This window comes from Rubrivivax sp. A210 (assembly GCF_904426505.1).
Lineage (GTDB): Bacteria > Pseudomonadota > Gammaproteobacteria > Burkholderiales > Burkholderiaceae_C > Rubrivivax.
Window position 1 is genome coordinate 1 of record NZ_CAJGBN010000014.1, and the last position, 20,685, is coordinate 20,685.

Consider the following 20,685-nt stretch of genomic DNA (forward strand, 5'->3'; position numbering starts at 1 on the left):
ACCCGCGTCGAGGCCGGCACGCTGGCGCTTTCGGCCACCGGCACGCTGGCCTCGGGCAGCGTCAGCGTCGATGCCGGCACCCTGGCCCTGGCCGCGGCCGAGCGCCTGGCCAACGGCGCGGCCGTCAACGTCGCCAGCGGTGCGGCCCTGACCCTGGCCGGCAACGAGACCATCGCCGGCCTGGCTCTGGCCGGCACCCTGGGCGGCAACGGCACGCTAAGCGCCGCCAGCTACGCCCTGAACGGCGGCACCGTCGACGCCAACCTGGGCAGCGGCGCGCTCACTTCCACCGGCGCCAGCCGCCTCAACGGCAGCGCCGCCGCCGACACCGTGGCCGTCAACGCCGGCACGCTCACGCTGGCCGCCGCCGGCCGCCTGAGCGCCCTGCCCGCCACCACCGTGGCCGCGGGCGCCACCCTGGCCCTGGCCGGCAACGAAACCCTGGGCAACCTGGCCGGCGCCGGCAACGTAAGCCTCGCCGGCGCGACGCTGTCCAGCGGCAGCCTCGCCAGCAGCGAGTTCGCGGGCGGAATCAGCGGCAACGGCAACCTCGTCAAGCTGGGTGCGGGCAACACCTTCACGCTCAGTGGCGCCAACGGCTACACCGGCAGCACCACGGTGGCGGCCGGCACGCTGGCACTGTCGGCCACCGGCACACTGGCCTCGGGTACGGTCAACGTCGACGCCGGCACCCTGGCCCTGGCCGCCGCCGAGCGCCTGGCCGACACCACCGCAGTCAATGTCGCCAGCGGCGCCACGATGACCCTGGTCGGCGACGAGACCGTCACCAGCCTGGCCCTGGCTGGCACCTTGGGCGGCATCGGCAAGCTCAGCGCCGGCACCTACGCCCTCAACGGAGGCAGCACCGGCGCCACGGCCGACCTCGGCACCGGCACGCTCACCGCCACCGGCGCCAGCAGCCTGGCCGGCAGTTCGGCCGCCGGCAACGTAACCGTCAACGGCGGCACGCTCACGCTGGCCGCGGCCGACAGGCTCAGCGCCTCACCCGCCGTCAACGTGGCTGCCGGCGCCAGCCTGGCCCTGGCCGGAGACCAGACCCTCGGCAGCCTGGCCGGCGCCGGCACCATCGAGCTGGCCGCCTTCCTTCTGCGCACCGGCACGCTGGGCGACAGCAGCTTCGACGGCGTCATTGCCGGCACGGGTGGCATCGCCAAGCAGGGCAGTTCCAGCTTCACGCTCAACGGCGCCAACACCTACACCGGCAACACCCGCGTCGAGGCCGGCACGCTGGCGCTTTCGGCCACCGGCACGCTGGCCTCGGGCAGCGTCAGCGTCGATGCCGGCACCCTGGCCCTGGCCGCGGCCGAGCGCCTGGCCAACGGCGCGGCCGTCAACGTCGCCAGCGGTGCGGCCCTGACCCTGGCCGGCAACGAGACCATCGCCGGCCTGGCTCTGGCCGGCACCCTGGGCGGCAACGGCACGCTAAGCGCCGCCAGCTACGCCCTGAACGGCGGCACCGTCGACGCCAACCTGGGCAGCGGCGCGCTCACTTCCACCGGCGCCAGCCGCCTCAACGGCAGCGCCGCCGCCGACACCGTGGCCGTCAACGCCGGCACGCTCACGCTGGCCGCCGCCGGCCGCCTGAGCGCCCTGCCCGCCACCACCGTGGCCGCGGGCGCCACCCTGGCCCTGGCTGGCAACGAAACCCTGGGCAACCTGGCCGGCGCCGGCACGGTCAACCTGGGCAGCGCAACGCTGTCCAGCGGCAGGCTCGCCAGCAGCGAGTTCGCGGGCGCAATCAGCGGCAGCGGCAACCTCGTCAAGCAGGGTGCGGCCAGCACCTTCACGCTCAGTGGCGCCAACGGCTACACCGGCAGCACCACGGTGGCGGCGGGCACGCTGGCACTGTCGGCCACCGGCACGCTGGCCTCGGGTACGGTCAACGTCGACGCCGGCACCCTGGCCCTGGCCGCCGCCGAGCGCCTGGCCAACACGGCTGCGCTCAGCGTCGCCAGCGGTGCCACGATGACCCTGGCCGGCGACGAGACCGTCGCCAGCCTGGCCCTGGCCGGCACGCTGGGCGGCACGGGCCGTCTCACGGCCGCCACCTATGCGCTCGACGGCGGCACGGCCAATGCCGACCTCGGCGCTGGCACCCTCACCTCCACCGGCGCCAGCACCCTGGTCGGTGCCTCGGATGCCGCCAGCGTCACCGTCAGCCGTGGCACGCTCACGCTGGCCGCGGCCGACCGGCTGAACGACGCCGCGACGCTCACCGTCGACACCGGCGCCACGCTGGCACTGAACGGCAACGACCGCGTCGACAACCTGGGCCTTTCCGGCACCCTGGCCGGCAGCGGCACGCTCACCGCGGCCCGCTATGCGCTGGCCGGCGGCACGGCCACCGCCAACCTGGGCGCCGGCGCCCTCACCTCCACCGGCGCCAGCACCCTGGCCGGCACCTCGGCCGCAGACACCGTGGCGGTCAGCAATGGCACGCTGGCCCTGGCCAGCGCCGGCCGCCTGGTCGGCCCGGCGGCCGTCAACGTTGCCGCCGGCGCCACGCTGGCGATGACGGGTGATCAGGGCATGGGCTCGCTGGCCGGCAGTGGCAGCGTGACGCTGGGTGGATTCACCCTGGCCACCGGCGCGCTCGGCGACAGCGAGTTCGCCGGCGACATCAGCGGCAGCGGCGGCCTCGTCAAGCAAGGCGGCAGCAGCTTCACGCTCTCGGGCAGCAACAGCTATACCGGCATCACCACCGTAGCCGCCGGCGTGCTGCAGGTGGGCGACGGCACCACCCGCGGCAGCCTGTCCAGCAGTGGCTATGCGGTGAGCGGCACGCTGCGCAGCGCGCGCAGCGACGCCGTCGCGCTGGCGGCGCCGGTCAGCGGCAGTGGCGAGCTGGAGCAGGCCGGCAGCGGCGTGCTCACGCTCTCCGGCAGCAACAAGACCTACAGTGGCCGCACCCTGGTGACGCGCGGCGAACTCGCCACCGCCGGCAACGAAGATCTGCCCGATGGCAGCTTGGTCGAGGTGGCCGCCGCCGGCCGCCTCACGCTGGGCGGCAGCGAGACGCTGCGCGGCATCAGCGCCGACGGCAGCGTCGCGCTGGCCGGCAATCTGACGGCCAGCGAAGACCTGCTGCTGCGCGGTGCGGTCACCGTGCCCGGCGGCCAGGCGCTGACGCTCACGGCGCAGCGCATCACGGCTGCGAGCGACGACAACCGCTGGGGCAGCAGCGTCGCCATCGATGCGCGCGACGCGGTCACGCTGTCCAGCGGGCGCGAGGGCGGTGCGCTGCGCGATCTCGTGCTCGGCACCACCACCGTCGACCAGGGCGGACACATCGAAGCCGGCACATTGCGCCTGGCCGGCGCCACCACCATCAACGGCGGCACGCTGGAACTGGTGGCCACCCAGGCGGCCACGCCGACGGCCCCGGGCGCCGAACTCGACGCCAAGCAGGCGGGCAGTTCGCCCCTCTCCCTGGCCGCCAACGTGGTCGACCAGGATCTCGCCAATGGCATCAGCCTGGCCGCCGGGGCCGGCCTGCGCATCCAGGCCAGCGGCGGCGGCTCGGTGCGCCTGGCCAGCCTGAGCAACCGCTTCCTGGGCGATCTCGAGATCCTCAGCGGCGCGGCCTACAACACGGCCTGGGTGCCCACCAAGGTGACCGCCAGCTTCAACGGCGGCCCGGCCGTCGAGTACACGCTGCAGAGCAAGGTCGCGCTGGTCGGCAGCACCATCAATGTCGGCGGCATCGGCATCGAGGCCGACGTGGTGGCCGTCACCGCCGACCTCCTGGCCACGACCGGCGCCGACAGCCGCATCGCGGCGCGCCTGCCCTTCGACAACTCCATAGGCACGGTGGCCTCGCTGCCCGGCCTGACGCTCGAACTGACCGACGCCTCCTTCCTGCTGCAATCGCCCTTCGGCCAGAACGGCGGTGAGATTCGCATCGACGTCGGCAGCCGCTCTCTGGGCAACCGCAGCACGCCGCTGGACGCCGGCTATGTGACGGTGCTGCCGCGCGGCGGCGCCAAGGGCAGCACCTCGGTGCTGCTCAACGGGCCCGAAGTCAGCGCCACCGGCTACCGCTTCTTCTTCGACGGCGCCGGCGTGCAAAGCGAAGTGCCGGTGTTCTACAACGGCCTGCTGCCGGTGTCGCCCCAGGTCGAGAACTCGATCTCGGCCACGGTGTCGGTGTCCGAGGGCGCGCGCAAGGAGCGCTTCGACGAGGCCATACGCACCGAGAACGTCGCCGTGCGCCTGCGTGCCGGCGTCATCGCCGAGGTCGGCCCTGGCCGCCCGGCCACCGTGGGCAGCGAGGGCCTGCGCAGCTCGACCTCCTGCACCCAGACCAAGGAACTCGCCTGCGAGGCCCCATGAACGCCATCCCTGCCCGCCGCCCGGAGCCCGCATGAAACTCGACACGCACAACCCTCCCGCGGCCGTGGACCGCCGCCGCCTGCTGCAGGCCGGCGGCGCCTGGGCAGGCCTCGCCGCCCTGCCCTCCAGTGTGTACGCCCAGACCGCCACCGAAGGCCCCGAGCCGCCGCGGCTGGCGCTGCTGATCGGCAATCGCGACTACCCCGAGGGCGAGGACCTGCCGCCCATCCACAAGAACGTGCGCGACCTGCGGGCAGCGCTCGAGAAGCGCGGTTTCACGGTCAGCGAGGGGCTTGATCTCGATCTTGCCCAGGCGCGCAAGGCGATGGACGATTTCGGCGCCAAGGTGCGCGCCGCGCCGCCCGACGCCACCGTGCTGTTCTACTTCTCGGGCCACGGCGCCCAGGTCGACAGCGAGAACCTGCTCGTCTCGGCCCGCACCAGCCCCAAGGCCCTGCCCGACAATCTGGCGCGCGCCAGCCTCATGCTCAGGACCGGCGTCGTCGGCCAACTGCCCCTGCGGCCCCAGGGCCTGACCATCGCCATCATCGACGCCTGCCGCACCACGCTGCGCGAGGTCTCGCGTGGCGGGGGCGGCCTCAACCAGGTGGAAGCTCCGCCAGGGTGCCTGATCGCCTTCGCCACCGGCGCCGGCAAGCCGGCGATCGCGCCGGCCGATGACACGCGCAATACTTTCTACACCGCCTCGCTGGTGAAACTGCTCGAGACCTCGTCGGACGAGATTTCGTTCTACGACCTGTTCCATCTCGTCAAGAGCGACGTGCAGGACACCATGCTCAACCACCCGGTGCCGCTGCTGCGCCAGTTCGCCCAGTACCCCTTCATTGCCGAAAACACGCGCATCCAGCGCCGCCTGGCGCCGCGCGCCGCCGCCGCCGCCGCAGTGGCCGGCACTGCAGCCAGCGCCGTCGCAGCACCGTCGCTGCCGCCGCGCTTCGAGGACAACGCCGAGGAACAGGACTACGCCCGCCTGCAATCGGCGATCTGGCCACCCGAGGTGGCGCGCCTGGCCACCGAATACCTGGCCAAGCACCCCAAGAGCCGCCTGGCCGGCAGCGCCGAGGTGGCGCGCGAAGGCGCGGCCGAAGCGGCGAAGATCCTGAGGCGCAACGATGTACGACTGTTCCGCAGCGCCTTTGACCTGCCCGCGGGAAACACGGGCGACATCGCGGCCGATCTGACCAAGGCGGCGCGCGGCAACAAGGATGCCGCAGCGCGGCTGGGTCGCAGCTACCGCGCCAAGGACGCGGCCGACCGTGGCCGCTACGAGGGCTGGCTGCAGTACGCCGCAGCGCTGGGCAATGGCATCGCGAGCTACGAGTTGGCGCTGCACTACCGCCGCTTCGACCAGCCGCTGCTGGCAGCGCAGTTCGAGTCACGCGCGCTCGACCTGGGCTATACGCCACCGCCTTCGCTGGACAACACGCGCAAGTAGCCTTAGAGCTTGGCGCCTGCGCGGCCGGGCCTCGTCAGCGCGGGCGCGGCTGCCCGTGGAGCAGCACGCGCTCGCCGTCAAGAAAGCCCATGACGAAGGCGCGCGTAGGCTCGGCAGTGCCGGGCACCTCGAGCAGGGCGCGCAGCGCCGCTGCCGTGCGCCAGGCGAGGTAGCGGCTTACGTACTGGCAGTTGTAGGCATCGAGCAGGCGCTCGAACTCGTGCATCTCGTACATCACCCACACCGTGCAGGCGGCGAAGAGCGCGAAGCCCGTGTCGACGTCGATCAGGCGCACCACCATCGCCGCAAAGCCCATCAGCACCACGAGCGGCGCAAAACCGGCCGCGACGGCCGCGCGCTGGACATCGGGCGGCGTGTAGTCGGGCAGCGTGATCGGCATGGCTGGACTCCGGGCGGATGGCCAAAGGTATACCGCGCACGGATCGCCCGCAACACCCGAGTTCGGGCCGCAAGAGCCCCTAATTTGCCCCCTGGCACCGGCCCTTCAGGCCAGTCGCGCCAATTCAGCCAGCAGGCGCTGGCGCGCCGCCTCGGGCACGGCCTCGGCCAGCAGGGCGCTCAGGTCGGCGCGGCGCCGCGTGCGCTCGGCCGCGCGCTTGACGACGACGCGGGCGATGGGCCCCAGCTGCACCGCCAGCAGCTTCTGCGCCTGCTCGATCCAGGCGTCCGACACCGGCGTTCCACCGCTCGCGCCGCTGCCCACGCTGCCGCCCGTGGCCGGCGCCGGCGCCGTCTGGGCGGGCAGCATGCCGCCCTGGCGCGTCGTGCCATGGCTGCCGGTGCTGGCGGCGGTGCGGCGGCCGAGAAAGCTGTCGCGCGCCGCCGCATTGGTGATCTGCTCGGCCAGCCGCGCCTGCAGCTGCGGCAGGTCCAGGCATTCGCGCGCCGCGCGCCGCACCAGCACGGCCGCGAGCGGGCCGACATGGCGCGCCAGGCTGGATTCGACCTGGGCCAGCACCGCCGGATCCCAGTGCGTGGGTGGGGTGGCGGTGGGCGTGGTGCTGGCGCCGGCTGGCAGCGCGGCCGGCGAGCCCGGAGCCAGCGGCCGTATGCGCTCGGTGGGTGCGTACTCGGTGGGCGGCGGCAGGGCATAGACCGCCTCGCGTGCCACCACCGGCGGCACCGGCGCGCCCAGGGCCGCCGCCACCGCCTCGCGCAGGGCCGTGGCGTTGACCGGGCGCTGGGCCGGATCCTTGGCCAGCGCCTGGGCGACGACGGCGTCGAAGCGCGGACCGTGGGGCGCGTGCTCGGCCGCCGACGGCGGCAGCGGCGCCTCGTTGACCACCTTGTACATCAGCGCCTCGGGCGGCCCGACGAAGGGCGCACGGCCGGCCAGCATCTGGTAGAGCACGACGCCGACCGCGTAGAGGTCGACGCGGTGGTCGATGGGCCGGCCCATGAACTGCTCGGGCGCCATGTACATCGGCGTGCCGAGCACGCTGTTGGCCATCGTGAGGCCGCTGTTGTCGGTGCGCGCGATGCCGAAATCGGCGATCTTGACGCGGCCGCTCTTGGTCATGATGACGTTGGACGGCTTGATGTCGCGGTGGATGACACCGTTGTCGTGGGCGTGCGCCAGCGCCTCGGCCAGCTGCACCGCGACGCTGGCCACGTCGGCCTCGGTGAAACGCACGCGCTGGGCCAGGTAGAGGGCCAGCGTGTGGCCTTCGATGTACTCCATCGCGATATAGGCCACGCGGCCGTCATCGCCGAAGTCGTAGACGCCGACGATGCCGGGATGCATCAGCCGGCCCGCGGCCTGGGCCTCGTTGCGGAAGCGGGCGGCGCTTTCCATGCCGGCGGGGGCGGCGTCGCCGGGCATGCGGCGTATGGTCTTGAGCGCCACCACGCGGCGGATGTCGGGGTCGAAGCCGCGGTAGACCACACCCATCGCGCCCTCGCCGAGGACGCCGGTGATCTGGTACTTGCCCAGGCGCTCGGGGTGGGCCATCAGCTCTCGAGCATCTTCATCGCCTGCGTCACGCTGGTGCGCATGCGGGTGAAGGATTCGGCCAGCACGCCGATCTCGTCGCGGCCGCCGAGCGCGAAGTCCGGCGCTTCCAGATCGCCCTGGCTGACGCGGTCGGCCAGCGCCGAGAGCTGGGTCACCGGCCGCACCACCACCCACCAGATCATCAGGTTGAGCACCACGCCGACAACCAGGAACACCCCCACCAGCGAGGCCACGAAGTAACCGAAGGCCTGGTCGGCGCGCTGCAGCGGCGTGGCCATGGGCACCGAGACGATCTGGGCGCCGATGACCTCGTTGAGCTGCCAGCCGAAGCCATTGGCCGAGCCGTACTTGTCGACCAGGGTCTTGGGCGCCACCTCGACGCTGCTGTGGCATTGCAGGCAGGCCGGGTTGGTGATGCGGATGGGGCGCGATACATAGAGCGAGGGGCCGGTGGGCGTGTCGCGCTGGCCGACGAATTCCTTCATCTCGGCGTTGTTGCGGAAGGCGTTGACGATGTCGACCTCCCAGCCCACGGCTCGGTCGCGTGGGTTGGTGGGGTTGAGCGTGGCTTCCTTGTAGCCGTACTCGGGGTGCTTGGCGCGCACCGTGTCCAGCACCTCGTTGGCCGAGTAGCTGGGCACCGACTGGGGCAGGAACTTCTCCTTCATCTGCTCGGCCAGCAGCTTGGTGATCTGGCCCGCGGTGTAGGCGCGCACCGCCAGCGCCTGCTCCATCAGCAGGCGGCCTCCGGCGATGACTTCCTCGCGCGCCTGCTCGCGCAGCATGGACCGGCTGATCCAGCCGCTGACGCCGACGCCCAGCGCCATCACGAGGATGTAGATGATGTTGAACTTGACCAGCAGCTTCATCGGTGGGTGGCTCCGCCTGGCGTGCTCTCGTCGGGCGGCAGGACACCGCCACGGCCCGAGCCCGCAAGCCGGGCATGGTAGCCGCGTGTAAGGCACCGGCTATCGGCAAGAATGGTTACCCCCCTTACATGCAGGTTGCGCCACCGATGCCCAAAGATGCAGCGCTCGCCGGACTCACCGTGCTCGAACGCGGCTGGCTCTCGTCCAACAACGTGCTGCTGCACGGCCACGATGGCGAGGCCGCGGTGCTGGTCGACAGTGGCCATGTCGCGCACGCGGCGCTGACCGTGGCGCTGGTGGGCCAGGCCCTGGGCGCCCTCGGCGGCGCGGCGCTGGGGGGCGTCGTCAACACCCATCTGCATTCCGACCACTGCGGCGGCAACGCGGCGCTGCAGCGCGCCTTCGGCTGCCGCATCACCATCCCGCCGGGCCTGTGGCAGGCGGCGCTGGACTGGGACACGCAGGCCCTGGGCTATGCGCCGGCCGGCCACGACTGCGAGCGTTTCACGCCCGACGCGAAGCTGGCGCCGGGCGAGCACATCGAGATCGGCGGCCGCCGCTGGCAAGCGCTGGCAGCGCCCGGCCATGACCCGCATTCGCTGATCCTCTTCGACGCCCACCACGGCGTCGTCATCAGCGCCGACGCGTTGTGGGAAAACGGCTTCGGCGTCGTCTTCCCCGAGCTCGACGGCGAGGCCGGATTCGAAGACGTGGCGTGCGCACTGGACCTCATCGGCTCACTGGACGCGCGCTGGGCCATCCCCGGCCACGGCGCGCCCTTTGGCGACGTGGCTGGCGCGCTGCAGCGGGCGCGGCGGCGATTGGACGGCTTCGTCACCAGCCCCGAAAAGCACCACCGCCATGCGGCCAAGGTGATGATCAAGTACCGCCTGCTTGAAGTGCAGCGCAGCAGCTGGCCGGAATTGCTGGGCTGGTTGGGCACCGCGAGCCTGGTGCAGGGCATCTGGCAGCGCCTGGGCCGGCCCTGCGTCAGCCTGGACGGATTTGCCGAGCAGATGGTGGGCGAACTGGCGGCCACCGGCGCGCTGCGCATGGATGCCGGCCAAATCTACAACGCCTGATCAAGCCGCGGCCCGCCCGCGCAGACCGGCGGGCCGGCCCGTCAATCGAAAGCCAGGGCCTGCTCGGCGCGCAGCACATCGCTCCTCAGGCCGGCATCGATCACCTGCTGCACCGCCAGCGCCTCGCGCGCCGGCACCGGGTTGGGGCCCAGGCCGAGCAGGGCGTCGCGCAGCGCGGCGTAGTAGTGCGGATAGTCGCCGCTGGGCAGCGCCAGCGGCTCGAAAGCCGCGCTTTCGCCGCGCCAGACCTGGGCCTGCCGCGAATCGGCGCCCCAGGGTTGCAGCGTCGCGGGCGTGGCGCCGGCCTTGAGCGCCGCCTCCTGCGGATCCAGCCCATCGATGCGCAAGCTGCCGCCGCTGCCATGCAGCACGAAGCGCGGACCGGCGTGCGCGGCCAGCATGCTGGCCGACAGCTGGGCGCGCAGGCCGGCGTGGGGGCCGCGGGTCCAGCGCAAGTGGGCAGAGAACCAGTCGTCGGCCAGGGCGCCTTCGCGCAGCCGGGCGCGGTCCAGCGTGATGGCCTGGGGCAAGCCGAAGAGCTGCAGCGCCTGGTCCACCAGGTGCGGTCCCAGGTCCATCCAGATGCCGGCGCCTGGGCCGTCACCCTCGCGCCAACGTGCGCGCACCTCGGGGCGGTAGCGGTCGAAATGGGTGATCAGCTCAACGGGTCGGCCCAGGCTGCCGTCGGAAATAAAACGCCGGAGACCCAGGAAATCGCTGTCCCAGCGCCGGTTGTGGAAGACGCTGAGCAGGCGCCCGTGGCGCTCGGCCGCCGTCACCATCGCGGCCGCCTGTGCGGCGTCGATGGCGAAGGGCTTGTCGACGACAACGTGGCGGCCGGCTTCCAGCGCCGCCAGCGCCAGCGGGTGGTGGCTGTCGTTGGGCGAGGCGACCACGATGCAATCGATATCGGACCGCGCGAGCAACTCAGACGGCGTGAGCACGGCCACGGCGCTACCCAAGGCAGCGTGGACCCTGGCGGCGTCGCTGCTGGCCACCGCGGCCAGTTCCAGCCCGGCGGTGGCCCGGACCAGCGGTGCGTGAAAGGTCTGGCCGGCATAGCCAAAGCCGAAGAGGCCGAACTTGAGCGGGTTCATGCGATCTCCGCGGCGGTCAGGGCGCTTGCAGGCGCTGCAGCAGCTCGGCCGTGGGGTGGCCGTCGGCCGGCAGGCCCGCGCTCAGCTGCCAGCGCCGCAGCGCGGCGCGCGTGGCCGGGCCCATCAGGCCGTCGGGCTTGCCGGCATCGAAGCCGCGCTGGTTGAGCGCATCCTGAAGCGCCTGCAACTGGCTGCGCGAGAGCGCGGCCTGGTCGCGCGGCCAAGCCGCCTGCACGCCGGGCCCGCCGGCGATGCGCTGGGCCAGCAGGCCGACCGCCAGGCCGTAGCTGGTGGAATTGTTGTAGCGCAGCAGGGCGCGCCAGTTGGCGCCCACCAGAAAGGCCGGCCCGCGCACGCCGGCCGGCAGCAGCACGGCCGCGTCCTGCAACTCGGCCAGCGGCGCGCCGTCCACTGCCCGCAGGCCTTCCTCGGCCCAGCGCGCCGCCGGCTGGCGCGTGGCGGGGTCGGCGCGTGCGAGGTCAAAGCCCGGCGGCAGCGCCACCTCCAGGCCCCAGGGCTCGCCGGCACGCCAGCCGGCGCGGGCCAGGAAGTTGGCGGTCGAGGCCAGCACGTCGGCCAGGCTGCCCCAGATGTCGCGCCGGCCGTCGCCGTCGGCGTCCACCGCATAGGCCAGCAGGCTGGAAGGCATGAACTGCGTCTGGCCCATCGCGCCAGCCCAGGAGCCCAGCATGCGGGCGCGGTCTATGTCGCCCTGATCGATGATCTTCAGCGCCGCCAGCAGTTCGCGCCGCGCGAAGGCCTCGCGCCGGCCCTCGAAACCCAGCGTGGCCAGCGCGTCCAGGGTCGGGATGTCGCCGGCATTGCCGCCGTAATTGCTTTCCATGCCCCAGATCGCCACCAACACGGGCGCCGGCACGCCGTAACGGGCCGCCGCCGCCTCGGCCTCGGCACCTGCCTTCGCCAGCTGCTCCTGACCCTGGGCGATGCGCTGGGCCGAGACGGCGCGGTCCAGGTAGTCCCAGACGCTGCGGTTGAACTCGGGCTGACTGCGGTCGGCGTCGATCACCCGCGGCAGCAGGCGCACACCGTCGAAGGCGGCGGCCAGCGTGGCTTCAGAGATACCCTCGGCGCGCGCCGTGGCGCGGAAATCGGCGATCCAGCGCGCGAACGCCTGCTCGGGCGTGGGTGCTTCGGACAAGCTTGCAGTTGGCGCCGGCGCGGCCTCGGTGGCAGGGCTGGCGTCGGCAGCCGGCAGCGCAGTCGGCGGCGCCTGGGCGCAGCCGGCCAGTGCCGCCAGGGCCAGGGTCGCCCAGGGTTGGCAGCGCGACAGGTCGAGAACGGGATTTCGCATCGGCGCGATTGTCGGCGTGCCTGCCGCGCCGCGCCGGCGCGGGCTCAGCCGCGGCCGAGCAGGCGGTCGAACCAGCCGACCTTCTTCTTGGGCGCCACCACCACCTCGGGCGGCGCGTCACCGTGGTGCTCGCGGTACCAGTTACCGAAGCGCAGGTCGTGGGTCATGATGTGGCCGATGAGCCACTTGTTGAGGAAGCGGCGCAGTTCCTGCACCCGCTCTTCCGACCAGGCCTCGCCGCTGCCCAGGAAATCGGCCACGGTGGCGGCAAAGGCCTCGTGCAGCTTGAGATGATCGGCAAAGCCGGGGTATCGGCTGTCTTCCATCAGCTTCTGTTCGTGGGTGAAGTGAGTCACCACGTAATCCAGCAGTTCGTCAACGGTGGCCTCGATGCTGGCCAGTTCGAGCGCCTTGACCAGTTCGAACAGGTGCATGTGCTCGCGGTCAACCTGCGGCACGTTGATCTTGAAGCCATCGCGCCAGGCGACGACGAAGGGGGCCGGTGTCTTGGGGGCTTCGGTCATGGAGACATTCTTACCCCCGAGTCGCGGGCTTGACAAGCTCACCAGGGCACCCATTTCACGCGTTCCACAAGCTCAGGCGCGGCGATGGGTAATGAGATGTTTCAAGCCGCTGTCCGCAGGCGGCGGAACGCCTCTTCCGCCAACGGCAAGCCGGGCACGGGTGGTCGGGCGGCGCGCTACTGCGTACCAACCCGACCCCGGGCGAACGCGGAGCCAACGCAGAATGCGGCGATGAACAACACGCTCGCGAATATCGGTGTGGTGGGCCTGGGCGCCATGGGCGCGGGCATGGCGAAATCGCTGCGGCGCGCTGGCTACCGCGTCCATGCCTGCGACGCCCGTCGCGGCGTCGCCGAGGCCTTTGCCGCCGAGGGTGGCGTGGCCTGCGCCAGCCCGGCCGAGCTGGCCGCGGCCTGCCACATCGTCATCTCGGTGGTCGTCAACGCCCAGCAGACCGAGGCCGTGCTCTTCGGCGAGGGCGGCGAGGGCGGCGCGGCCCCGGCGATGGCGCCGGGCTCGGTGTTCGTGATGTGCTCGACCGTGGCCCCCGAGTGGTCGGTGGCGCTGGAATCACGGCTGGCCGAGCGCGGCCTGCTCTACATCGATGCCCCCATCTCGGGCGGTGCCGCCAAGGCCGCCAGCGGCCAGATGACCATCATGAGCGCGGCCCGGCCCGAGGCCTATGCCGCGGTGGGCGGGGCGCTGGACGCGATGGCCGCCAAGGTCTACCGCCTGGGCGACCGCGCCGGCAATGGCAGCAAGGTGAAGATCATCAACCAGCTGCTGGCCGGCGTACACATCGCCGCCGCCGCCGAGGCCATGGCCCTGGGCCTGCGCGAGGGCGTGGCGGCCGAGGACATCTACGAGGTCATCACCCACAGCGCCGGCAACAGCTGGATGTTCGAGAACCGCATGGCCCATGTGCTGGCGGCCGACTACACGCCGCTGTCGGCGGTGGACATCTTCGTCAAGGATCTGGGCCTGGTGCTCGACACCGCACGGGCCAGCAAGTTTCCGCTGCCGCTGTCGGCCACCGCGCACCAGATGTTCATGCAGGCCTCCGCATCCGGCCACGGCCGCGAGGACGATGCGGCCGTGATCAAGATCTTTCCCGGCATCACCCTGCCGCAGCCCAAATGAGGCCCGCGGTGCGCGCCCCCCGCCTCGGCTGCATCGCCGACGACTTTACCGGCGCCACCGACCTGGCCAACAACCTGGTGCGCCAGGGCATGGTCACGGTGCAGACCATTGGCGTGCCGGCCAGCGACGAGCGGCTGGACGCCGACGCCATCGTGGTGGCACTGAAGTCGCGCACCATCCCGGCAGCCGACGCGGTGCAGCAGTCGCTGCAGGCGCTGCGCTGGCTGCAGGCCCAGGGCGTGGAGCAGGTCTATTTCAAGTACTGCTCGACCTTCGATTCAACGCCGGCCGGCAACATCGGCCCGGTCACCGATGCGCTGCTCGACGCGCTGCACGGCCCCGACCAGGGCTTCACCATCGCCTGCCCGGCCTTCCCCGAGAACGCGCGCACCGTCTTCAAGGGCCATCTCTTCGTCGGCGACCAGCTGCTCAGCGACAGCGGCATGCGCCAGCACCCGCTGACGCCGATGACCGATGCCAACCTGGTGCGCGTGATGCAGGCGCAGACGCGCCGCCGCGTCGGCCTGGTGGCGCGCGACACCGTGGCGCGCGGCGCGGATGCCGTGCGCGGGGCCTTCGCCACGCTGCAGCAGCAGGGCGTGGGCGTGGCCATCGTCGACGCCGTCGACAACGCCGATCTGCATGCGATAGGCGCGGCGCTCAAGGGCCTGCCACTGGTGACGGCCGGCTCCGGCATCGCCATCGGCCTGCCCGCCAACTGGGGCCTGCAGGCCCGGACCACGACGAGCGCGCTGCCGCCCGCCGGTGGCCGTTGCGCGGTGGTCTCGGGCAGCTGCTCGGCAGCCACCCAGGCCCAGGTGGCGCACTTCAGGCAATTGGGCCTGCCCAGCTTCCAGCTCGATGCGCTGGCCCTGGCCGCGGGCAGCGATCTCGTCGCCGACGCGCTAGCTTGGGCGCGAACCCAGTGCGGCGCCGGCCCCTTCCTGGTCTACGCCACGGCCGAGCCGCAGGCGGTGCGCGCGGTGCAGCAGCGGCTGGGCGTGGCCGCGGCCGGTGAGCTGGTTGAGCAAGCCCTGGCCCGCATCGCCGTGGGCCTGGTCGAGGGCGGCGTGCGCCAGCTCATTGTCGCCGGCGGCGAGACCTCGGGCGCCGTGGTCCAGGCCCTGGGCGTGGACCGCATGCGCATAGGCCCGCAGATAGCCCCCGGCGTGCCGTGGACCGCGGTGGAATCAAATTTGTGCCCGGGCGAGCCCCTGCACCTGGCCCTCAAGTCAGGCAATTTCGGCGGCACCGATTTCATGAGCCAGGCCTTCGTCATGACCCAGGCCTTCGGCGTGCTGGAGACGGCCCCGTGATCGACGAAGCTGCGCTGCGGCAGGAAATCTGCCGCGTCGGCGCCACGCTCTACCAACGCGGCTATGTCCACGCCAGCGCCGGCAACATCAGCGCCCGCCTGGCTGACGGCGGCTTTCTCATCACCCCCACCGACGCCTGCCTGGGCGCGCTGCAGCCCGAGCGCCTGGCCCTTGTCGCCGCCGACGGCAACCAGATCAGCGGCGACCGCGCCTCCAAGACCCTGGCCCTGCACCGCCGCATCTACGGCGCCGAGCCCGAGGCCGGCTGCGTCATCCACACCCATTCCACCCACCTGGTAGCGCTCACGCTGGCCGGCGTCTGGCAGGCCGACGACATCGTGCCGCCCATCACGCCCTACTACGTGATGAAGGTGGGCCATGTGCCGCTCGTCCCCTACCACCGCCCCGGTGACCCGGCCGCGGCCGACCTTGTGGCGGCGCGCATCACCGCCGCACGCGAGCGCGGCACGCCGCTGCGCGCGGTGATGCTGGAGCGCCTGGGGCCCAACGTGTGGCACCGCAGCCCGGCCGAGGCCAGCGCCGTGCTGGAAGAACTGGAAGAGACCGCACGCCTGTGGCTGATGACCCGCCCCGAGCCGCTGGCCGAAACGCAGATCGAAGAGCTGCGGCGCCATTTCGACGCCCGCTGGTAAGCCGAACACCGCCGCACCGCCACCGAGATCAAGCCATGCCCCGCTTCGCCGCCAATCTCTCGATGCTCTACAACGAGCTGCCCTTTCTTGATCGCTTCGAGGCCGCCGCACGCGACGGCTTCACGGCCGTCGAGTACCTCTTCCCCTACGCCTTCGAGGCGCGCGAGTTGCGCGCCCGGCTTGAGGCCCACGGCCTGCAGCAGGTGCTGTTCAACGCCCCGCCGGGCGACTGGGACGCGGGCGAGCGCGGCACGGCCAGCCTGCCCCGCCGTGAGGCCGAGTTCCGCGCCGGCTTTGCCCGCGCGCTGGACTACGCCCAGGCGCTGGACTGCCCGCGCGTGCACGTGATGGCCGGGCTGCGTCCGGCGGGCGTGGATGACCAGACCCTGCGCGCCACCTACCTCGCCAATCTCGCCTGGGCCGCCGAGCTGGCGGCCAACGCCGGCCGCGATGTGCTGATCGAGCCCATCAACACGCGCGACATCCCCGGCTACCTGCTGTCGCGCCAGGACGAGGCCCACGCCGTGCTGGCCGCCATCGGCGCGCCCAACCTGAAGGTGCAGCTGGACCTCTACCACTGCCAGATCGTCGAGGGCGATCTCGAGACCAAGCTGCGCCACTACCTGCCCACCGGCCGCGTCGGCCATCTGCAGATCGCCGGCGTGCCGCTGCGCCACGAGCCCGACCTGGGCGAGGTCAACTACGCCCACCTCTTCGACGTCATCGACGAGGTCTCGGCCACCTGTGGCTGGCAGGGCTGGATAGGCTGCGAATACCGGCCGCGGCGCGGCGCCGTGGCGCGGGGCACGAGCGACGGCCTGGGTTGGTTCAGGGACGCGCGCTGAGAAGCGCTGCGCCGCGTCACGTCACGTCACCTACAGCGCGAGGGCCGGCCGCTGCGCCAGTGCCGCGCGCCAACGCAGCAGGTGCGGATGCGGCTCGCCGGGCCTGAGCTTGATGACGCGGGCGAAGTCCACCGCCACCACGGCCGTGATGTCGGCGAGGCTGTAGCGATCACCGGCGACGAACTCGCGCGTCGCCAGCGCCTCGTTGAGCGTGAGGAAGAACTGCTGCGCCCGCACCAGGCCACGCTGGGCCAGCTCGGGGATCTGGGCATGGTCCACCGGGCCCGGCAGCGCGCGCCCGGCCATCGCCGGCGAGCCGTTGCGCAGCGCCTCGGCCACGGCCAGCAGGCCTTCGAATTCGCAGCGCCAGTTCCAGCTCGCGATGGCCGCCTTTTCCAGCGGCGTCTCGCCCAGCAGGGCCGGCTGCGGGTAGCGGGCCTCCAGGTAGGCGGCGATGGCGGCGTTGTCGGTGAGCACCACGCCCTCGTCGGTGCGCAGTGCCGGCACCGTACACAGCGGGTTGATGCGGCGGAAGGCCTCGCCCAGCTGTTCGCCGCTGCGCAGATCGACCTGCACCGTCTCGTGCGCGACGCCCTTCTCCGCCAGCAGGATGCGGGCGCGGCGCGGGCTGGGTGCGGTGGCGCAGTCGTAGAGGGTGATCATGGCGGGGGCCCTTTCAGGATTGGCGAGATCAGGCCGCGGGCGGCGCCAGCTTGTCCTGGGTGCGGGTCTCGAAATCGCTGGCCTCGTGGCGCTCGTGCAGCTGCGTCTCGGGCGGACCCCAGGTGCGGTTGACCATGCGCCCGCGCTTGGCGGCCGGCCGCTGGGCAATCTCGTCGGCCCAGCGCTGGACGTGGGTGTAGTCCTGCACCTGCAGGAACTCGCCCGCCTCGTAGAGCTGGCCCTTGGCGAGCGCGCCATACCAGGGCCAGACGGCGATGTCGGCGATGGAGTAGCCGTCGCCCGCGAGATAGCGGCTCTCGGCCAGGCGGCGGTTCAGCACATCGAGCTGGCGCTTGGCCTCCATCGCGAAGCGGTCGATGGCGTATTCGATCTTGCTCGGCGCGTAGGCGTAGAAGTGGCCGAAGCCGCCGCCCAGGTAGGGCGCGCTACCCATCTGCCAGAACAGCCACGACAGGCATTCGGCGCGCGCCGCGCCGCCGGCGGGCAGCAGGGCGCCGAACTTCTCGGCCAGGTAGAGCAGGATGGCGCCCGACTCGAACACCCGCACCGGCGCCGCGCCACTGTGGTCCATCAGGGCCGGGATCTTGGAGTTGGGGTTGACGGCGACGAAGCCGCTGCCGAACTGCGCGCCTTCGGTGATCGGGATCAACCAGGCGTCGTACTCGGCGCCCGCGTGGCCCAGAGCCAACAACTCCTCGAGCATCACCGTCACCTTCACGCCATTGGGCGTGGCCAGCGAATACAGCTGCAGCGGATGGCGGCCCACCGGCAGCACCTTGTCGTGCGTGGGGCCGGCCGTGGGGCGGTTGATGTGGGCGAAGCGACCGCCGTTGGCGCTGTTCCAGGTCCAGACGGCGGGCGGGGTGTAGGGCTCGGACATGCGCGGGGCTCCGGGTGCAAGGCCGGGGACTTTTCCCGCGGTGGCGACAGAGTTTACGCAGCAGCCGGCCGCGACGACACCCGCGCCACCCCTCGCGTCGACAGGCCCAGCGCCAGCGGCTGTGCCGGGCGCAGCGTCACGTTCACCACCGGGCGCGGTTCGGCCTGCCCCGGCGCCAGCGACAGCTCGCGGCCCTGAAGCAGCAAGGCCGCAATCACGCCCATCTCGGCCAGCGCCAGGTGCTGGCCCAGGCAGACGCGGGGCCCGGCGCCGAAGGGCAGAAAGGCGCCGCGCGGAATCTCGGGCGCGCCGGGGCCGTGGCGCTCGGGGCGGAAGGCCAGCGGCTCGTCGAAATGCCGCGGGTCACTGTGCAGCAGCTGCACCGCCACCATGAAGAGCGTGCGCGCCGGAAAGTGCCAGGGACCGAGCGTGATCGGCCGGATGGCGCGGCGGGTCAGCAGCAGCGGCGCCGCCGGGTACAGGCGCAGCGTTTCCAGCAGCGTCTGCGCCAGCAGGGGCATGGCCTCCAGGTCATCGGCCGTGGGCAGGCGGCCCTGCAGCCGCGCGTCCACCTCGGCCGCTGCCCGGCGCTGGATCTCGGGGTGCTGCGCCATGCACCAGGCCCACCAGGCGAGCGTGGCCGCCACCGTCTCGTGGCCGGCCAGCAAGGCGGTCATGCACTCGTCGCGCACCGCCTGCAGCGGCCAGGCCTGGGGATCGGCGTGGTGCCGTTGCAGCAGCCGCGTCAGCAAGTCGTCGGGTCTATCCGGCGGTGGCAGCGCCAGGCGCGCGCCGAGTTGGCGCTCGACCAGGCCGCGCAGCAGCGACATCGCCTCGCGTTTGGGCCGCTTCCAGGGCATGGCGTCGGGCCAGCTTGCCGGCCAGTAGAACTCGCTGTTGGCGACGACGCCCAGCGTGCGCGCGGCCCGCGCCAGCGCCGGCGCCTCGGCTTCCAGCGCGTCGGTGAAGAGCAGGCGGCCGATCACGTTCAGCGCCAACTCGGTGAAGGCCTGCTCGATGGGCCAGCAGGCCACGGCCTGCGGCCAGCGCGCCAGGGCCTGCGCCGCCGTGGCCGCCACCAGGGGCAGCAGCGACTGCACGGACTTGGGCGCAAAGGCCGGCTGCAGGGCCTGGCGCTGGGCACGCCAGGCCGCGCCCTCGGAGACCAGCACGCTGCGGCCGTGGATCTGCGAGAAGACCGCGATGCCGTGCTCCCAGCGCACGAGATCGTCGTGGTGGCCCACCAGCAGCTCGCGCACCAGGGCCGGATCGCTGAGCACGATCTCGTGCTCGGGCCAGATGCGCAGATGCACCACGTCGCCATGGCGCTGCCGCCATTCGGCCAGCGCCTGGAGAGGGTCGCGCGACATGCGCAGCAGCAGGCCCCAGCCGGTGAGGCCGGCGCGCGGACCGGGCGGCCAGGCGCCGGGCTGCCGGGGGGCCGAAGAGGGCGCCGGTTCATTGGGGCGGTGGGGACAGCCGGCGGCGTGGGGCGTGGTGTTCATGGCCGTCATGCTTGCAGGCCAAGCGTCGGTTCGTCTTGAATGCGAACGACATCGGCGCTTCGCTCCCTACACTGGCCGCCCATGCCGGACACGCCCATCCCCGATCCGCAGGCACGCGCACCCCGCGTAGCCACCCCGCCTTCCGCTTGGCTGCATCCCGCGCCGCCGGCGCTGCAAGGGGCCGTGGTGGCAGTGGTCTGCCGCGACACGCGCGGCCTGGCGCTGAGCGCGGCGCAGCGCATCACCCACTTCCCGGCCTCGCCGCTGCTGGGCCTGTCGTGGTTCCAGAGTACGACGTCCGGCCTGTTGGCGCGCGACGCCGGCACGCCGCGCTGGCAGCCTTTCGGCGCCGAACTGGTGGTCTCTGGCAGCCAATCCGAGCCCACGACCTGCTGGTCGCCCAACGAAGGGCGCGGCGGCATCGTCTGCTTCTCGGCCGACACCGCGCGGCGGCTCTTCGGCCTTGACCCGGCCGCCGTTCACGACCGCTTCGTCGATGCACGCACCACCCTGGATGCCTCCTGGACGCCGCTGCTCGAGGCCCTGCTCGCCGCGCCCGACGATGCGGCCACGCTGGCGGCGCTGCAGCAGCACATTGCCCCGCGCTGGCAGGCGCTGCAGGGGCGGCCTGGGGTGACGCCCTCGCTGCGCCAGTTCGGCCGCCACTGGGTCGAGCGCCTGGCCTTGCAGGCCCACGACTGGCGCCGCACGCTCAGCCCGCGCCAGGTGGAGCGCCGCGTCAAGGCCTACAGCGGGCGCTCGCTGCGCGACTGGAACGGCCTCGTGCGCACCGAGGGCGTTTTCTTCGCCGCGAGAGAACGCCACGAGGCCGGCCTGCCCTATGACTGGGCGGCCCTGGCGGCCGAAGAAGGCTTTGCCGACCAGTCGCACCTGGTGCGCGCCACGCGCCGCGTGAGCGGCTTCGCACCGGGCGAGTTTGCCGAGCGCTTCGTACACGACGAGTCCTTCTGGCTGTACCGGCTCTGGATCTGAT

17 protein-coding genes are annotated in these 20,685 nt (G+C 72.3%); 8 read left to right on the top strand and 9 right to left on the bottom strand.

Annotated elements, in window-relative coordinates; genetic code table 11:
* Both JMV16_RS11960 and JMV16_RS11965 read left to right on the top strand, forming a co-directional pair.
* A partial coding sequence (locus tag JMV16_RS11960; RefSeq protein ID WP_201494508.1) for a beta strand repeat-containing protein occupies positions 1-4,353 on the top strand: 4,353 nt, incomplete at its 5' end.
* A gap of 31 nt (positions 4,354-4,384) precedes the next feature.
* Entirely contained in the window at positions 4,385-5,809 is a 1,425-nt protein-coding gene (locus JMV16_RS11965) for a caspase domain-containing protein (protein ID WP_201494509.1), read from the top strand.
* Positions 5,810-5,843: 34 nt separating this feature from the next.
* On the opposite strand, the gene JMV16_RS11970 is transcribed toward JMV16_RS11965, so the two are convergent.
* The 3 genes from JMV16_RS11970 to JMV16_RS11980 form a co-directional block, all read right to left on the bottom strand.
* On the bottom strand, positions 5,844-6,209 hold the full coding sequence (locus tag JMV16_RS11970) for a hypothetical protein (RefSeq protein ID WP_201494510.1): 366 nt from the start codon (positions 6,207-6,209) through the stop codon (positions 5,844-5,846).
* Between the two features lie 105 nt (positions 6,210-6,314).
* Positions 6,315-7,781 carry a serine/threonine-protein kinase gene (locus tag JMV16_RS11975; RefSeq protein ID WP_201494511.1) on the bottom strand — a complete coding sequence of 489 codons (1,467 nt, stop codon included), beginning with the start codon at positions 7,779-7,781 and terminating at the stop codon, positions 6,315-6,317.
* Positions 7,781-8,653 carry a DUF3365 domain-containing protein gene (locus JMV16_RS11980; protein ID WP_201494512.1) on the bottom strand — a complete coding sequence of 291 codons (873 nt, stop codon included), beginning with the start codon at positions 8,651-8,653 and terminating at the stop codon, positions 7,781-7,783. The genes JMV16_RS11975 and JMV16_RS11980 overlap by 1 nt, the downstream gene beginning before the upstream one ends.
* 146 nt (positions 8,654-8,799) lie before the next feature.
* Here JMV16_RS11980 and JMV16_RS11985 point away from each other — a divergent pair, with 146 nt between their 5' ends.
* Positions 8,800-9,735: an MBL fold metallo-hydrolase gene (locus JMV16_RS11985; RefSeq protein WP_236580482.1), complete on the top strand. Its 936-nt coding sequence runs from the start codon at positions 8,800-8,802 to the stop codon at positions 9,733-9,735.
* A gap of 41 nt (positions 9,736-9,776) precedes the next feature.
* On the opposite strand, the gene JMV16_RS11990 is transcribed toward JMV16_RS11985, so the two are convergent.
* Genes JMV16_RS11990 through JMV16_RS12000 form a run of 3 tightly spaced genes read right to left on the bottom strand, consistent with a single transcriptional unit; the run spans position 9,777 to position 12,668 of the window.
* Positions 9,777-10,832 carry an oxidoreductase gene (locus JMV16_RS11990; RefSeq protein ID WP_201494514.1) on the bottom strand — a complete coding sequence of 352 codons (1,056 nt, stop codon included), beginning with the start codon at positions 10,830-10,832 and terminating at the stop codon, positions 9,777-9,779.
* Positions 10,833-10,848: 16 nt separating this feature from the next.
* Positions 10,849-12,144, bottom strand: coding sequence for a lytic murein transglycosylase (locus JMV16_RS11995; protein WP_201494515.1), 1,296 nt, complete (start codon positions 12,142-12,144; stop codon positions 10,849-10,851).
* A 44-nt stretch (positions 12,145-12,188) separates the two neighbouring features.
* Positions 12,189-12,668: a bacteriohemerythrin gene (locus tag JMV16_RS12000; RefSeq protein WP_201494516.1), complete on the bottom strand. Its 480-nt coding sequence runs from the start codon at positions 12,666-12,668 to the stop codon at positions 12,189-12,191.
* A 231-nt stretch (positions 12,669-12,899) separates the two neighbouring features.
* On the opposite strand from JMV16_RS12000, the gene ltnD reads away from it, so the two are divergent.
* Genes ltnD through otnI form a run of 4 tightly spaced genes read left to right on the top strand, consistent with a single transcriptional unit; the run spans position 12,900 to position 16,622 of the window.
* The gene (gene ltnD, locus JMV16_RS12005) at positions 12,900-13,808 is read left to right on the top strand and encodes an L-threonate dehydrogenase (protein WP_201494517.1); all 909 of its coding nucleotides are present in this window, start codon (positions 12,900-12,902) and stop codon (positions 13,806-13,808) included.
* 8 nt (positions 13,809-13,816) lie between these two features.
* Entirely contained in the window at positions 13,817-15,124 is a 1,308-nt protein-coding gene (gene otnK, locus JMV16_RS12010) for a 3-oxo-tetronate kinase (protein ID WP_236580483.1), read from the top strand.
* Positions 15,124-15,777, top strand: coding sequence for an aldolase (locus JMV16_RS12015; protein WP_411565030.1), 654 nt, complete (start codon positions 15,124-15,126; stop codon positions 15,775-15,777). The genes otnK and JMV16_RS12015 overlap by 1 nt, the downstream gene beginning before the upstream one ends.
* A gap of 35 nt (positions 15,778-15,812) precedes the next feature.
* The gene (gene otnI, locus JMV16_RS12020; protein WP_201494520.1) at positions 15,813-16,622 is read left to right on the top strand and encodes a 2-oxo-tetronate isomerase; all 810 of its coding nucleotides are present in this window, start codon (positions 15,813-15,815) and stop codon (positions 16,620-16,622) included.
* Between the two features lie 30 nt (positions 16,623-16,652).
* Here otnI and JMV16_RS12025 read toward each other — a convergent pair whose 3' ends face one another.
* Genes JMV16_RS12025 through JMV16_RS12035 form a run of 3 tightly spaced genes read right to left on the bottom strand, consistent with a single transcriptional unit; the run spans position 16,653 to position 19,691 of the window.
* Positions 16,653-17,285 carry a glutathione S-transferase family protein gene (locus tag JMV16_RS12025; protein WP_201494521.1) on the bottom strand — a complete coding sequence of 211 codons (633 nt, stop codon included), beginning with the start codon at positions 17,283-17,285 and terminating at the stop codon, positions 16,653-16,655.
* Between the two features lie 28 nt (positions 17,286-17,313).
* Complete coding sequence (yghU, locus tag JMV16_RS12030) at positions 17,314-18,186, bottom strand: glutathione-dependent disulfide-bond oxidoreductase (RefSeq protein ID WP_201494522.1); 873 nt, start codon at positions 18,184-18,186, stop codon at positions 17,314-17,316.
* Positions 18,187-18,239: 53 nt separating this feature from the next.
* Positions 18,240-19,691 (bottom strand): cytochrome P450, encoded by a 1,452-nt coding sequence (locus tag JMV16_RS12035; protein WP_201494523.1) that lies wholly within the window; start codon positions 19,689-19,691, stop codon positions 18,240-18,242.
* An 81-nt stretch (positions 19,692-19,772) separates the two neighbouring features.
* On the opposite strand from JMV16_RS12035, the gene JMV16_RS12040 reads away from it, so the two are divergent.
* On the top strand, positions 19,773-20,684 hold the full coding sequence (locus tag JMV16_RS12040; protein ID WP_236580484.1) for a helix-turn-helix domain-containing protein: 912 nt from the start codon (positions 19,773-19,775) through the stop codon (positions 20,682-20,684).
* Position 20,685 lies beyond the last annotated feature (1 nt).